The organism is Cupriavidus mimosae (assembly GCF_023952485.1).
GTDB classification, from domain to species: Bacteria; Pseudomonadota; Gammaproteobacteria; order Burkholderiales; family Burkholderiaceae; genus Cupriavidus; species Cupriavidus taiwanensis_C.
Map to the genome: position 1 here is coordinate 320,730 of NZ_JALHRY010000006.1, position 13,636 is coordinate 334,365.

Genomic DNA, 13,636 nt, shown 5'->3' on the forward strand with positions numbered 1-13,636 from the left:
CTTGGTGCCTATCACTTGGTGCCGATCACGCCCGTGATCGTCAGCGTCAGCAGCACCAGCATGCCGACGATCATCGCGAACGCGTAGTGGTAGATATAGCCCGACTGCAGGTAGCGGCTGGCCGAAGCAAACGATGCCACCACGCGCGCCGCGCCGTTGACGAAGAGGCCGTCGATCAGGCTCTGGTCGCCGCCCTTCCACAGGCCGGTACCGAGCAGGCGTGCGCCGCGAGCGAACACGGCCTGGTTGATGGCGTCCATGTAGTACTTGTTGTCGAGCAGCTTGTACAGCCCGGAGAAGCGATTGGCGATGGCCTCGGGGATATCCGGGCGCTTCATGTAGAAGAACCAGGACAGCACCACACCGGCGATGGCCAGCCACAGCACGGGTGTGGTCAGCGAGTGAATCGCCATCGGCACCCAGCCGTGGAAGGCTTCCTCGAGTTCCTTCATGGCGTGGTGGTTCTCGCCGACGAAGATGACGTCCTTGAACGCGATGCCCATCTTGAAGAAGTTGCCGAACAGCATCGGCTCGATCGCGATGGCGCCGATGATCACCGACGGGATCGCCAGCAGCACCAGCGGCAGCGTCACCACCCAAGGCGATTCATGCGGCGTCTCGCCGGCGGCGAGGCCGTGATGATGGTCGTGCGAGACTTCCTCGTCCTCGTGGTCGCCCTCATGGTGCTGGTGGGCATGGTTCTGGCCCCAGCGCGACTTGCCGTGGAACACCAGGAAGTACATGCGGAACGAGTAGAACGCGGTGACGAACACGCCCGCCAGCACGGCGAAGTAGGCAAAGCCCGAACCGGCGATATGCGACTCGGCCACGGCCTCGATGATCGAGTCCTTGGAGTAGAAGCCCGCGAAGAACGGCGTGCCGATCAGCGCCAGCGAACCCACCAGCGAGGTGATCCAGGTGATCGGCATGTACTTGCGCAGGCCGCCCATGTTGCGGATGTCCTGGTCGTGGTGCATGCCGATGATGACCGAGCCCGCGCCCAGGAACAGCAGCGCCTTGAAGAAGGCGTGCGTCATCAGGTGGAACACCGCCACCGAGTAGGCCGAAGCACCCAGCGCCACGGTCATGTAGCCCAGCTGCGACAGGGTGGAGTACGCCACCACGCGCTTGATGTCATTCTGGATGATGCCCAGGAAGCCCATGAACAGCGCGGTGATGGCGCCGATCACCAGCACGAACGACAGCGCGGTGTCCGACAGCTCGAACAGCGGCGACATGCGCGCGACCATGAAGATGCCGGCGGTCACCATGGTGGCCGCGTGGATCAGCGCCGAAATCGGGGTCGGGCCTTCCATCGAGTCGGGCAGCCAGACGTGCAGCGGGAACTGCGCCGACTTGCCCATCGCGCCGATGAACAGGCAGATGCACGCGACGGTGATCATCATCCAGTCGGTGCCCGGGAAAACCACGGTAGCCAGCTGGTCGCGCGCGGCGAATACTTCGGTGTAGTTCATGCTGCCGGCGTAGGCCAGCAGCAGGCCGATGCCGAGGATGAAGCCGAAGTCGCCGACGCGGTTGACCAGGAACGCCTTCATGTTGGCGAAGATCGCCGTCGGGCGGGTGTACCAGAAGCCGATCAGCAGGTACGACACCAGGCCCACCGCTTCCCAGCCGAAGAACAGCTGCAGGAAGTTGTTGCTCATCACCAGCATCAGCATCGAGAAGGTGAACAGCGAGATGTAGGCAAAGAAGCGGTTGTAGCCGGGGTCGCCGTCCATGTAGCCGACGGTGTAGATATGCACCATCAGCGAGACGAAGGTCACCACGACCATCATCATCGCCGTCAGCGAGTCGACCAGGAAGCCGACCTCCATCTTCAGGCTGCCGATCGCCATCCACTCGTAGACGGTGCCGTTGTAGCCCGCGCCGTTCATCACGTCGAGCAGCACCATCACCGACAGCACGCAGGCAATGGCCACGCCCAGGATGGTCGAGGTGTGGGCCAACATCCGGCCGCCGCGCGACTCCGAGGAAAACAGGCCAAAGAACTTGGTACCGAACAGGCCGGCGATCGCGGAGCCGACTAGCGGCGCCAGCGGAATCGCAAGCAGCAGGTTGGGGTTGAGCGTGGTTGCCATAGGACGCTTAGTGGTGTGCGGTCGGAGAGTCTTGGTTATCTGCGTAGTACGGCACGGATCAGTACTTCAGGGTGTCCATGTCGTCCACGTTGATCGTATCCAGGTTGCGGAACAGCACCACCAGGATTGCCAGACCGATTGCCGACTCGGCGGCGGCCACCGTAAGGATGAAGAAAACGAAAACCTGACCAGCCAGGTCGCCCAGGTAATGCGAGAAGGCGACGAAGTTGATATTCACCGCGAGCAGCATCAGTTCGATCGCCATCAGCAGCACGATCACGTTCTTGCGGTTCAGGAAGATGCCGACGATGCTGATCGCAAACAGGATCGCACCGAGCACGAGGAAGTGGGCGAGAGAGAGCACAGCGTTTCTCCGGGCTTTAGTTCTTATTGGCGGCAGCCGCGGCTTCCGTCTGCGGGTTCTGGGCTTCGGCCTGCATCGGCACCAGGCGCACGCGTTCGTCGCGGCGGGTGCGCAGCTGCGCCGACACGTCCTGGGCCTTGGTGTCCTTGCGGCGGCGCAGGGTCAGCGCGACCGCGGCGATGATCGCCACCAGCAGGATGATGCCGGCCACTTCGAAGGCGTAGATGTAGTCGGTGTAGATCAGCTTGCCGAGCGCGGCGGTGTTCGAATACCCCGGCTCCTGCGAACCGCTGGCCACCACCGGCGCGGTGGTGCCGATGAAGTTGCGCACCAGCACGATCGCCATCTCGGCGATGATCAGCGCGCCCACGATCGAGGCCATCGGCACGTAGGTCCAGAAGTCGCGGCGCAGGTGCTCGATGTCGATATCGATCATCATCACCACGAACAGGAACAGCACCATCACCGCGCCGACATAGACCAGCACCAGCAGGATGGCGAGGAATTCCGCCTTGAGCAGCATCCAGATCGCGGCGGCCGTGAAGAACGACAGCACGAGGAACAGTGCGGAATGCACCGGGTTCTTCGCAGTGATGACTTTCAGTGCGGAGAGCACCAGCACCAGCGCAAAGACATAGAAGATGGTGGTCGTGAGTTCCATGGTTCCTATCGGATCCTCTCAGGGCCGTCCGGCACAGGCCTTCCCCTTCGGGTGGCCCGCTCCCGCGGCATCCTTGCTTTGGCCCCTCGCATTGAAGGGACCGTATTCAAATTCGGTGGCAGAAGCGGCCAGGTGAGTTACGGGTGGCCGCCCTGCCGTTTGGCGCGTGCGCCGGTCAGCGATACTTGGCGTCGGCAGCCTTGGCCGCCGCGATCTGCGGCTCGTAGCGGTCGCCCACTGCCAGCAGCATGTCCTTGGTGAAGTACAGGTCGCCGCGCTTCTCGCCGTGGTATTCCAGGATCTGCGTTTCCACGATGGCGTCGACCGGGCAGGCCTCTTCGCAGAAACCGCAGAAGATGCACTTGGTCAGGTCGATGTCGTAGCGGGTGGTACGGCGCGTGCCGTCGTTGCGCACGTCCGACTCGATGGTGATGGCCAGCGCCGGGCACACCGCCTCGCACAGCTTGCAGGCAATGCAGCGCTCTTCGCCGTTCGGATAGCGGCGCAGCGCGTGCAGGCCACGGAAGCGCGGCGAGATCGGCGTTTTCTCTTCCGGGAACTGGACGGTGACCTTGCGCGCGAAGAGATAGCGGCCGGTCAGCGCCATGCCCTTGAAGAGTTCCTTCAGGAGCAGGCTGTTGAAGAAGTCCTTGATGGCGAGCAGCATGACGATTGCTTCCTAGTATTTCCACGCGGTGCGCGCTGCCGCATTGCAGCGCCGCACCGTCGCTTGGCTGTTCAGTGCCAGATGTTCCACGGCGACTTGATCCAGATCGCCACGATGATCAGCCACACCACGGTCAGCGGAATAAACACCTTCCAGCCCAGGCGCATGATCTGGTCATAGCGGTAGCGCGGGAACGAGGCACGGATCCAGATAAAGACCGACAGCAGCAGGAAAACCTTGACCAGCAGCCAGAAGAAGCCGGGGACCGCGTTGGTGACCACGCTCGAGAACGGAGGCGCCCAGCCGCCCAGGAACATCAGCGCGGTCATGGCCGAGATGATGATCATGTTGATGTACTCGGCCAGGAAGAACAGCGCGAAGCCCATGCCCGAATATTCGATCATGTGGCCGGCCACGATTTCCGATTCGCCTTCCACCACGTCGAACGGGTGGCGGTTGGTTTCGGCCACGCCCGAGATGAAGTAGACGCCGAACATCGGCAGCAGCGGCAGCCAGTTCCACGACAGGATGTTGATGCCCATGTCGGCGAAGTAGCCCGTGTTCTGGCCGTTGACGATGGCCGACAGGTTCAGGCTGCCGGCAACCATCAGCACCGTCACCAGCGCAAAGCCCATGGCGATTTCATACGACACCATCTGTGCCGCGGCACGCATGGCGCCGATGAAGGCGTACTTGGAGTTCGAGGCCCAGCCGGCCAGGATCACGCCGTAGACGCCGACCGAGCTGATCGCCATTACGTACAGCAGGCCGGCGTTGACGTCCGCCATCACCACTTCGGCCTGGAACGGAATCACGGCCCAGACCGCGACGGCAGGCATCAGCACCATCAGCGGCGCGATCAGGTACATGCCGCGGCTGACCTGCGTCGGCATCATGACTTCCTTGAGCAGCAGCTTCAGCACGTCGGCGATCGGCTGCAGCAGGCCCAGCGGACCGACGCGGTTCGGGCCCAGACGGACGTGCATCCAGCCGATCAGCTTGCGCTCCCACAGGATCAGGTAAGCCACGCACAGCAGCAGCGGCACCACGATCAGCACGGCGCGGATCAGGATCCACAGCGGCGTCCAGTACGCGCCCAGTACGCCCTGCCCTTGCGAGGTAATCCAGTCAATCATGTCTTCTTCTCGCTCTTGTTCTTACGCCGTGACGGCGGCGCCGGTGTTGGCCGGAGCCAGGTCGATGGCCTTCTCTACGGTGACCGTGCCGAACATGCCGCCCAGGCCCATGGCCGCCGGCGTTGCCGCCGGCACGCGCACGGTGTTGGCCGGCAGCGTGGCTTCGAGCACGGCCGGCAGCACCACGCTGCCCTGCCCTTGCGTGACGCGGACCGGGTCGCCCGACTGGATGCCGAGGCGGGCAAACAGGTCGGCCGGCAGCGCGATCTGCATGGCGCGGCGCGCGGCAGCGGTCAGCTGCAGCGAGTCGGCGCGCCGCACGATCGGGTCGGCGTGGTAGATCGGCACGTCGGCGATGCGTTCGATGCCGTTGGCGGCAGCGGCGGCCACGCGGATCGGCGCATCGGTGGCGTTGTCCAGCTGTCCCTCGACCGGGGCCGACAGCGCTTCGGCACGCACCGACTCGGCGGTTTCGTAGTCGAAGCCGGCGACGTCCAGCAGATTGCCCAGCACGCGCAGCACCTTCCAGCCCGGACGCGACTCGCCCAGGGCACGCACCACGCCGTTGAAGCTCTGCGGCTTGCCTTCGCAGTTGACGAAGGTCCCGGAGGTTTCAGTGAACGGCGCGACCGGCAGGATCACGTCGGCGTACTGCATTGCCGCTTCCGAACGGAACGGCGACAGCACCACCACGGTGTTGGCCTGCGCCAGCGCGGCCAGGGCCTTGCCCGGATCGGCGGTGTCGAATTCCGGCTCGGTGTTCAGCAGGATGTAGGCCTTGCGCGGTGCGTCCAGCATTGCCTGCGCGTTGGCGCCGCCTTGCTTCGGCAGCACGCCGGCGATGTAGCCGCCGACGGTATTGGCCGCTTCGGTCAGGAAGCCCAGCGTCGCACCGGTCTCGGTAGCAATCCACTGTGCCAGCGCATGCAGCGCCGAGAACTGCGGATGACGCACCGCCTCGTTGCCGAGGAACACGGCACGGCGCTCGCCCTGCAGCAGCGCTTCCGCCACCTTGGCAGCGGCGTCGCCACCGTCGAAGCCATCGGTGCCGGCCGGCGCGGCAATGCCCTTGGCGGCGGCCACGGCACGGGCCACGCCGGCGAGTGCGGCGGTCCAGCCGGACGGCGCCACGTCGATGCGGGTCGCCGGCATCAGCAGGTCTTCACCGCCGGCACCCAGCACGGCCACGCGGGCACCCTTCTTGGCAGCCTGGCGCAGGCGCGAGGCCAGCAGCGGATGATCCTTGCGCAGCGACGAGCCGATCACCAGCACGCGTTGCAGGGTGGTCACGTCGGCAACTGGCATGCCCAGCCACGGCGCGCCCTTCAGCGCGCCCGAGAAGTCTGACTGGCGCAGGCGGAAGTCGACGTTGTCGCTGCCCAGGCCGCGCACCAGCTTGCCCAGCAGGAACAGTTCTTCCAGCGTGCTGTGCGGGCTGGCCAGCGCGGCGATCTGGTCGGCGCCATGCTCGCGCTTGATGCCGGCCAGGCCATTGGCTACGTATTCCAGCGCGGTCTGCCAGTCGGTTTCCATCCATTCGCCGCCTTGCTTCAGCAACGGGCGGGTCAGGCGGTCGGCGCTGTTCAGGCCTTCATACGAGAAGCGGTCCTTGTCGGAGATCCAGCACTCGTTGATGTCTTCGTTTTCCAGCGGCAGCACGCGCATCACGCGCTGGTTCTTGGTCTGCACCACCAGGTTCGCGCCCAGGCCGTCGTGCGGCGACACCGACTTGCGGCGCGCCAGTTCCCAGGTACGGGCCGAGTAGCGGAACGGCTTGCTGGTCAGCGCGCCGACCGGGCACAGGTCGATCATGTTGCCCGACAGTTCCGAGTCGACGGTCTTGCCGACAAAGGTGGTGATCTCGGAGTGCTCGCCGCGGTTGAGCATGCCCAGCTCCATCACGCCGGCCACTTCCTGGCCGAAGCGCACGCAGCGGGTGCAATGGATGCAGCGGGTCATCTCCTCCATGGAGATCAGCGGGCCCACGTTCTTGTGGAACACCACGCGCTTCTCTTCCTTGTAGCGCGACTCCGAGGCACCGTAGCCCACGGCCAGGTCCTGCAGCTGGCACTCGCCGCCCTGATCGCAGATCGGGCAATCCAGCGGGTGGTTGATCAGCAGGAATTCCATCACGGACTTCTGCGCCTTGACCGCCTTCTCCGAATTGGTGAAGACCTTCATGCCGGGGGTCACCGGCGTGGCGCAGGCAGGCAGCGCCTTCGGGGCCTTCTCGACCTCGACCAGGCACATGCGGCAGTTGGCCGCGATGGACAGTTTGCGGTGGTAGCAGAAGTGCGGGATGTAGGTGCCCAGCTTGCGGGCCGCTTCCATCACCAGGCTGCCCTCAGCAACCTCAACCTTCTTGCCGTCGATCTCTAGTTCAACCATGTTCTGCCACGCTTAGATGTAGGCCGGAACCATGCACTGCTTGTGTTCGACGTGATATTCGAACTCTTTCCAGTAGTGCTTGAGCATGCCGCGGACCGGCATCGCCGCGGCATCGCCGAGCGCGCAGATGGTGCGGCCCATGATGTTTTCCGCGACGTTGTTGAGCAAATCCAGGTCTTCCTGGCGCCCTTCTCCGTGTTCGATGCGATTGACCATGCGGTACAGCCAGCCGGTGCCTTCGCGGCACGGCGTGCACTGGCCGCACGATTCCTCAAAATAGAAGTACGACAGGCGCAGCAGCGAGCGGACCATGCAGCGCGTCTCGTCCATCACGATCACCGCGCCCGAGCCCAGCATCGAGCCGGCCTTGGCGATCGAGTCATAGTCCATGTCGGACGCCATCATCAGGTCGCCCGGCACAACCGGCGCCGAGGAGCCGCCCGGGATCACCGCCTTGATGCGCTTGCCGCCGCGCATGCCGCCGGCGAGCTCCAGCAGCTTGGCGAACGGCGTGCCCAGCGGAATCTCGTAGTTGCCGGGACGCTCGACGTCGCCCGAGACCGAGAAGATCTTGGTGCCGCCGTTGTTCGGCTTGCCCAGCTTCAGGTAGTTTTCCGGGCCAACCGCCAGCAGGAACGGCACCGCGGCGAAGGTCTCGGTGTTGTTGATGGTGGTCGGCTTGCCATACAGGCCGAAGCTGGCCGGGAACGGCGGCTTGAAGCGCGGCTGGCCCTTCTTGCCTTCCAGCGATTCGAGCAGCGCGGTTTCCTCGCCGCAGATGTAGGCGCCATAGCCGTGGTGGGCGTGCAGCTGGAAGCTGAAGCCCGAGCCCAGGATGTTGTCGCCCAGGAAGCCGGCCGCACGCGCCTCTTCGAGGGCTTCCTCGAAGATCTTGTACTCGTTCCAGATCTCGCCGTGGATGTAGTTGTAGCCCACGGTGATGCCCATCGCGTACGCGCCGATGGCCATGCCCTCGATCAGCGAATGCGGGTTGTAGCGAATGATGTCGCGGTCCTTGAACGTGCCGGGCTCGCCTTCATCGGTATTGCAGACCAGATATTTCTGACCCGGGAACGTGCGCGGCATGAAGCTCCACTTCAGGCCGGTCGGGAAGCCCGCGCCGCCGCGGCCACGCAGGCCCGAGGCCTTGACGTCGGCGATCACCTGCTCGGGCGGGATCTTCTCGGTCAGGATGCGCTTCAGTTGCTGGTAGCCGCCACGCTTGACGTAGTCTTCCAGGTGCCAATTCTTGCCGTCCAGGCCGGCCAGGATCAGCGGCTGGATATGGCGGTCGTGCAGACTGGTCATGTTACTTGCCCCCCTTGGCGGCTTCGGCCTTCAGCTCGTCGACAAGCGCGTCGAGCTTGTCGTCGCTCATGAAGCTGCACATGCGGGTGTTGTTGACGATCATCACCGGCGCGTCGCCGCAAGCGCCCATGCACTCGCCCTCTTTCAGGGTAAAGCAGCCGTCAGCGGTGGTCTCGTTGTAGTCGATCCCGAGCTTGCGCTTCAGGTACTCGCCAGCCCGCTCGCCGCCCGACAGGGCGCACGGCAGGTTGGTGCAGACGGCGAGCTTGAATTTGCCCACCGGCTTGGTGTCGTACATGTTGTAGAAGGTCGCCACCTCTTCCACCCACACGGGCGGCATCTCGAGGTAGCTGGCGACGAACTGCATGACTTCGGGGGAAACCCAGCCCACCTCGCCCTGTGCCACGGCAAGCGCCGCCATCACGGCCGACTGCTTCTGGTCGGCCGGATACTTCGCGATCGCGCGATCGATTTCCTTGAGAGCTTCTGCTGATAGCATGGTCATTGCAGTAAAACGGCGGAGGCAGCGCCACTGGGCGTCCATCCGCAGGTTTGCAGCCGTCGCTGCCGTTCCGCCGGCGGGCCTTAGGCCTTGCCGGTCCGCCGCGGGTCTTCCGGGGCCGCTCCGCCCGGCGGAGCCCCTCGGAAAGCGCCCGGATCGTCGTCCGGGCCGGCGGTCCGTGATTAGCGGTCGATCTCGCCGAAGACGATGTCTTGCGTGCCGATGATCGTTACCGCGTCAGCAATCATGTGTCCCTTGGCCATTTCGTCCAGCGCGGCCAGGTGCGGGAAGCCAGGCGCACGGATCTTCAGGCGGTACGGCTTGTTCGCGCCGTCCGAGATCGCGTAGATGCCGAACTCGCCCTTCGGGTGTTCCACCGCTGCATACGCTTCGCCTTCGGGCACGTGCATGCCTTCGGTGAACAGCTTGAAGTGGTGGATCAGTTCTTCCATGTTGGACTTCATGTCCACGCGCGAGGGCGGCGCCACCTTGTGGTTATCGGTGATCACCGGGCCCGGATTGCGGCGCAGCCATTCGATGCACTGCCTGATGATGCGGTTGGACTGGCGCATCTCTTCCACGCGCACCAGGTAACGCGCGTAGCAATCGCCGCCCACGCCCACCGGGATGTCGAAGTCGAGCTTGTCGTACACCTCGTACGGCTGCTTCTTGCGCAAGTCCCACTCGATGCCCGAGCCGCGCAGCATCGGGCCGGTAAAGCCCATCTGCAGCGCGCGTTCCGGACTGACCACGCCGATGTCCACCAGGCGCTGCTTCCAGATCCGGTTGTCGGTCAGCAGCGTCTCGTACTCGTCGACGTACTTCGGGAAGCGGTTGGTGAAGTCCTCGATGAAGTCCAGCAGCGAGCCCGAACGCGCTTCGTTCATGGCCTTGATGGCACGCTCGTTGTGGATCTTCGAGGCGCGATATTGCGGCATCGTGTCAGGCAGGTCGCGGTAGACGCCGCCCGGACGATAGTAGGCCGCGTGCATGCGCGCGCCCGACACCGCCTCGTACATGTCGAACAGGTCTTCGCGCTCGCGGAAGGCGTACAGGAACACCGCCATCGCGCCCACGTCGAGAGCGTGCGCACCGATCCACATCAGGTGGTTCATGATGCGGGTGATCTCGTCGAACATCACGCGGATGTACTGCGCGCGGACCGGCACTTCGACGTCCAGCAGGCGCTCGATCGCCATCACGTAGGCGTGCTCGTTGACCATCATCGACACGTAGTCGAGGCGGTCCATGTAGGGCACGCTCTGGATCCAGGACTTCTGTTCGGCCAGCTTTTCGGTGGCACGGTGCAGCAGGCCGATATGCGGGTCGGCGCGCTGGATGACTTCGCCGTCCAATTCCAGCACCAGGCGCAGCACGCCGTGCGCGGCCGGATGCTGCGGGCCGAAGTTCAGGGTGTAATTCTTGATGTCTGCCATGGCGCGTTCTCAGTGCTCCAAACCGCCGTACTTGTCCTCGCGGATCACGCGCGGCGTGATTTCGCGCGGCTCGATCGTGACCGGCTGGTAGATGACCCGCTTCTGTTCGGGGTCGTAGCGCATCTCGACGTAGCCGGAGACCGGGAAATCCTTGCGGAACGGATGGCCGACGAAACCGTAGTCGGTCAGGATGCGACGCAGGTCCGGATGGCCGTCAAACACGATGCCGTAAAAATCGAAGGCTTCGCGCTCGAACCAGTTCACCGAGTTCCACACGTCGATCAGGCTGGCCACCACCGGGAAATCATCTTCCGGAGCGAACACGCGCAGGCGCAGGCGCCAGTTGTGGGTAACCGACAGCAGATGCGAGACGGCGGCGAAGCGCGGGCCGTCCCAGGCGCCGTCGCCGAATTCGGAATAGTCGACGCCGCACAGGTCGATCAGCTGCTCGAAGCGCAGCGAGGGATCGTCGCGCAGGATGCGCGCGGCTTCCAGGTAGTCGCCGGCCTTGACGATCAGCGTCAGTTCGCCGGTCGCCTCGATCAGTTTCTGCACGCGCTTGCCGAGAGCCTTCTCGAGCGCGGCCTTCAGGATGTCGAGCTTCGCCATTTCAGCCCTTGCGCGCGATGGTGTTGGTACGCTTGATCTTGTTCTGCAGCTGGATCACGCCGTAGATCAGCGCCTCGGCCGTCGGCGGGCAGCCCGGCACGTAGATATCCACCGGCACGATGCGGTCGCAGCCACGCACCACCGAGTACGAATAGTGGTAGTAGCCGCCACCGTTGGCGCACGAGCCCATCGAGATCACCCAGCGCGGTTCGGCCATCTGGTCGTAGACCTTGCGCAGCGCGGGGGCCATCTTGTTGCACAGCGTGCCGGCCACGATCATCACGTCCGACTGGCGCGGCGACGGGCGGAACACCACGCCGAAGCGGTCCAGGTCGTAGCGCGCGGCGCCGGCATGCATCATTTCCACGGCACAGCAGGCCAGGCCGAACGTCATCGGCCACAGCGACCCGGTGCGGGTCCAATTGATCAGCTTGTCAGCGGTAGTCGTGACGAAGCCTTCGTTGAGAACGCCTTCGATTGCCATTTCACATCACTCCCAATCGAGCGCGCCCTTTTTCCAGATGTAGACGAAGCCCACGATGAATTCCAGCAGAAACACGCCCATGGCGATGAAACCCGGCCAGCCGATATCCCTCAGGGCAACACCCCAGGGAAACAGGAAGGCGGTTTCGAGATCGAACAGGATAAACAGGATGGCGATGAGGTAGTAGCGCACGTCGAACTTCATGCGCGCGTCCTCGAACGCTTCGAAGCCGCACTCGTAAGGAGACAGCTTCGCGGGATCGGGCTTGTTCGGACCGAGGATCCGACCGATCGACATCAGTGCCACGCCAAGCACGACACCGAAGATGATGAAGATGAGAACGGGGAAGTAGGCTTCGAGATTCAAGGTACGGCCAGCCTTATCTGGAATGTTGTCAACAGCACCAGCTGAAGCGGCGTCCTGTTGCCCACCCCAGGCGCTAAGCCATGAGAATCACGGCGCGCCGCCTTGCGGACTGCCGGAGCCCCATGCGCGGGTGCATTGCCCGGCCAGGGACTCCGATCAAGTTGTTTGGTGCCGACGGCGAGACTCGAACTCGCACAGCTTTCGCCACTACCCCCTCAAGATAGCGTGTCTACCAATTTCACCACGTCGGCTGGGGGAGAAACAATATTGCCTGGCGCCGGGTTTTGAGGCCCTTCAGGTCCGTTACAAAGGCTTTCGTCTTTGCGCGGAACCCATCGCTGGGGAATCGTTTCAAGCCTTGCATTCTAACCCAAATTTCTTGCTTTGTTCAACGCACAACTGCAAAAAAACTCAGGAATCCGCTGCAAGGCAAACGGATTATTTCGGTACAGCGGGGGCTGCGGGCGAAGAAGCGTCTGCAGCAGCAGCCGGGGCTGCGGCCGGGGCCGATGCGCCTGCCGTGGCGGGCGCCGAGGCCGGGGCGGCGCCCATCACACCCAGCGACGCAGCGGGCTTGTAGTTGCCCAGCAACGTCAGCGCCAGCGTGCACACGAAGAACAGCGTGGCCAGCACGGCGGTGGTGCGCGACAGGAAGTTTGCCGAGCCGGTGGCGCCGAACAGGCTGCCGGAGGCGCCCGAGCCAAAGGCCGCGCCCACATCGGCGCCCTTGCCATGCTGGATCAGCACCAGGCCGATTACGCCCAGCGCCGACAACACCTGCAGCACCACCAACAAAGTCTTGAAGATTGCCATTTGATTTAAATAAGCGTTACTTGCCTGATCGGTCGATCGGAACGGCCGGCATTCAGGCGTTGCCGATCGCGAGAAAATCTTCCGACTTGAGCGAGGCGCCGCCAATCAGGCCCCCGTCGATATCGGTCATCGAAAACAGTTCGGCCGCATTGTCGGGCTTGACGCTGCCGCCGTACAAGATTGCCATGCGTCCGGCCACGCCCGCATCGCGCGCGGCAACCTGGCCACGCAGGAAGGCATGCACCGCCTGCGCCTGCGCGCTGGTGGCGGTCTTGCCCGTGCCGATGGCCCACACCGGCTCATAGGCCAGCACCACCCGGCCCAGCTGCTCCACGGTCAGCGCTTCCAGCACCGCCTGCAACTGCCGGCCGACCACGGCCTCGGTCTCGCCCGCCTCGCGCTGGGCCAGGGTTTCGCCGACGCAAACCACCGGGACGATGCCGAACTCCAGTGCCCGCAGCGCCTTGGCCGCGACGGCCTGGTCGGTCTCGCCATGGTAGGTGCGCCGCTCGGAGTGGCCGACCAGCACATAGCTGCAGCCGAACTCGCCCAGCATGGACGCCGCCACTTCGCCGGTGAAGGCGCCGCGCGCCTCCGCCGATACGTCTTGTGCACCCCAGGCCACTTCGGAGCCATTCAGCAGCGCCTGGCATTGTGCAAGATAGGGGAACGGCGCGCAGACCGCCAGCGTCGCGCCGGCCACACCAGCGCCAGCCTTGATGCCTTCCAGCAGTGCCGCGTTGGCAGCCAGGCTGCCGTGCATCTTCCAGTTGCCGATGACGAGCTTTTGTCTCACGAGGTGC

General features: G+C 64.2%; 14 protein-coding genes and 1 tRNA gene. All 15 read right to left on the reverse strand.

Annotated elements, in window-relative coordinates; translation table 11 throughout:
* Positions 1-11 precede the first annotated feature (11 nt).
* On the reverse strand, positions 12-2,099 hold the full coding sequence (gene nuoL / locus MKD50_RS14115; RefSeq protein ID WP_115706418.1) for an NADH-quinone oxidoreductase subunit L: 2,088 nt from the start codon (positions 2,097-2,099) through the stop codon (positions 12-14).
* A gap of 58 nt (positions 2,100-2,157) precedes the next feature.
* The gene (gene nuoK / locus MKD50_RS14120; RefSeq protein ID WP_029044763.1) at positions 2,158-2,463 is read right to left on the reverse strand and encodes an NADH-quinone oxidoreductase subunit NuoK; all 306 of its coding nucleotides are present in this window, start codon (positions 2,461-2,463) and stop codon (positions 2,158-2,160) included.
* A gap of 16 nt (positions 2,464-2,479) precedes the next feature.
* Positions 2,480-3,124, reverse strand: a complete 645-nt coding sequence (locus MKD50_RS14125) for an NADH-quinone oxidoreductase subunit J (protein ID WP_115706417.1) — start codon at positions 3,122-3,124, stop codon at positions 2,480-2,482.
* Positions 3,125-3,299: 175 nt separating this feature from the next.
* The gene (gene nuoI, locus MKD50_RS14130) at positions 3,300-3,791 is read right to left on the reverse strand and encodes an NADH-quinone oxidoreductase subunit NuoI (protein WP_022534067.1); all 492 of its coding nucleotides are present in this window, start codon (positions 3,789-3,791) and stop codon (positions 3,300-3,302) included.
* A gap of 71 nt (positions 3,792-3,862) precedes the next feature.
* Positions 3,863-4,927: an NADH-quinone oxidoreductase subunit NuoH gene (gene nuoH / locus MKD50_RS14135; protein ID WP_115679827.1), complete on the reverse strand. Its 1,065-nt coding sequence runs from the start codon at positions 4,925-4,927 to the stop codon at positions 3,863-3,865.
* Positions 4,928-4,948: 21 nt separating this feature from the next.
* Entirely contained in the window at positions 4,949-7,315 is a 2,367-nt protein-coding gene (gene nuoG / locus MKD50_RS14140) for an NADH-quinone oxidoreductase subunit NuoG (protein ID WP_252667381.1), read from the reverse strand.
* 12 nt (positions 7,316-7,327) lie between these two features.
* Entirely contained in the window at positions 7,328-8,623 is a 1,296-nt protein-coding gene (gene nuoF, locus MKD50_RS14145) for an NADH-quinone oxidoreductase subunit NuoF (RefSeq protein ID WP_092314050.1), read from the reverse strand.
* Position 8,624: 1 nt separating this feature from the next.
* Positions 8,625-9,122, reverse strand: a complete 498-nt coding sequence (gene nuoE, locus MKD50_RS14150; protein ID WP_010809128.1) for an NADH-quinone oxidoreductase subunit NuoE — start codon at positions 9,120-9,122, stop codon at positions 8,625-8,627.
* A gap of 185 nt (positions 9,123-9,307) precedes the next feature.
* Positions 9,308-10,561: an NADH-quinone oxidoreductase subunit D gene (locus MKD50_RS14155; RefSeq protein ID WP_115706415.1), complete on the reverse strand. Its 1,254-nt coding sequence runs from the start codon at positions 10,559-10,561 to the stop codon at positions 9,308-9,310.
* Between the two features lie 9 nt (positions 10,562-10,570).
* Positions 10,571-11,170, reverse strand: a complete 600-nt coding sequence (locus MKD50_RS14160; protein WP_115708774.1) for an NADH-quinone oxidoreductase subunit C — start codon at positions 11,168-11,170, stop codon at positions 10,571-10,573.
* A gap of 1 nt (position 11,171) precedes the next feature.
* Positions 11,172-11,654, reverse strand: a complete 483-nt coding sequence (locus MKD50_RS14165) for a NuoB/complex I 20 kDa subunit family protein (RefSeq protein ID WP_011297145.1) — start codon at positions 11,652-11,654, stop codon at positions 11,172-11,174.
* Between the two features lie 6 nt (positions 11,655-11,660).
* The gene (locus MKD50_RS14170) at positions 11,661-12,020 is read right to left on the reverse strand and encodes an NADH-quinone oxidoreductase subunit A (RefSeq protein ID WP_010809131.1); all 360 of its coding nucleotides are present in this window, start codon (positions 12,018-12,020) and stop codon (positions 11,661-11,663) included.
* Between the two features lie 166 nt (positions 12,021-12,186).
* A tRNA-Leu gene (locus MKD50_RS14175) sits at positions 12,187-12,271 on the reverse strand.
* Positions 12,272-12,458: 187 nt separating this feature from the next.
* Positions 12,459-12,833: a preprotein translocase subunit SecG gene (gene secG, locus MKD50_RS14180; RefSeq protein WP_252667382.1), complete on the reverse strand. Its 375-nt coding sequence runs from the start codon at positions 12,831-12,833 to the stop codon at positions 12,459-12,461.
* Between the two features lie 52 nt (positions 12,834-12,885).
* Positions 12,886-13,629, reverse strand: coding sequence for a triose-phosphate isomerase (tpiA, locus tag MKD50_RS14185; RefSeq protein ID WP_256461659.1), 744 nt, complete (start codon positions 13,627-13,629; stop codon positions 12,886-12,888).
* Positions 13,630-13,636: the final 7 nt, after the last annotated feature.

Bases quoted from the DNA above. Each gene is read 5' to 3' on its own strand.
- nuoL (WP_115706418.1), bottom strand. From the start codon at position 2,099: ATGGCAACCACGCTCAACCCCAACCTGCTGCTTGCGATTCCGCTGGCG.
- MKD50_RS14125 (WP_115706417.1), bottom strand. From the start codon at position 3,124: ATGGAACTCACGACCACCATCTTCTATGTCTTTGCGCTGGTGCTGGTG.
- nuoI (WP_022534067.1), bottom strand. From the start codon at position 3,791: ATGCTGCTCGCCATCAAGGACTTCTTCAACAGCCTGCTCCTGAAGGAA.
- nuoH (WP_115679827.1), bottom strand. From the start codon at position 4,927: ATGATTGACTGGATTACCTCGCAAGGGCAGGGCGTACTGGGCGCGTAC.
- nuoG (WP_252667381.1), bottom strand. From the start codon at position 7,315: ATGGTTGAACTAGAGATCGACGGCAAGAAGGTTGAGGTTGCTGAGGGC.
- nuoF (WP_092314050.1), bottom strand. From the start codon at position 8,623: ATGACCAGTCTGCACGACCGCCATATCCAGCCGCTGATCCTGGCCGGC.
- nuoE (WP_010809128.1), bottom strand. From the start codon at position 9,122: ATGCTATCAGCAGAAGCTCTCAAGGAAATCGATCGCGCGATCGCGAAG.
- MKD50_RS14155 (WP_115706415.1), bottom strand. From the start codon at position 10,561: ATGGCAGACATCAAGAATTACACCCTGAACTTCGGCCCGCAGCATCCG.
- MKD50_RS14160 (WP_115708774.1), bottom strand. From the start codon at position 11,170: ATGGCGAAGCTCGACATCCTGAAGGCCGCGCTCGAGAAGGCTCTCGGC.
- MKD50_RS14165 (WP_011297145.1), bottom strand. From the start codon at position 11,654: ATGGCAATCGAAGGCGTTCTCAACGAAGGCTTCGTCACGACTACCGCT.
- secG (WP_252667382.1), bottom strand. From the start codon at position 12,833: ATGGCAATCTTCAAGACTTTGTTGGTGGTGCTGCAGGTGTTGTCGGCG.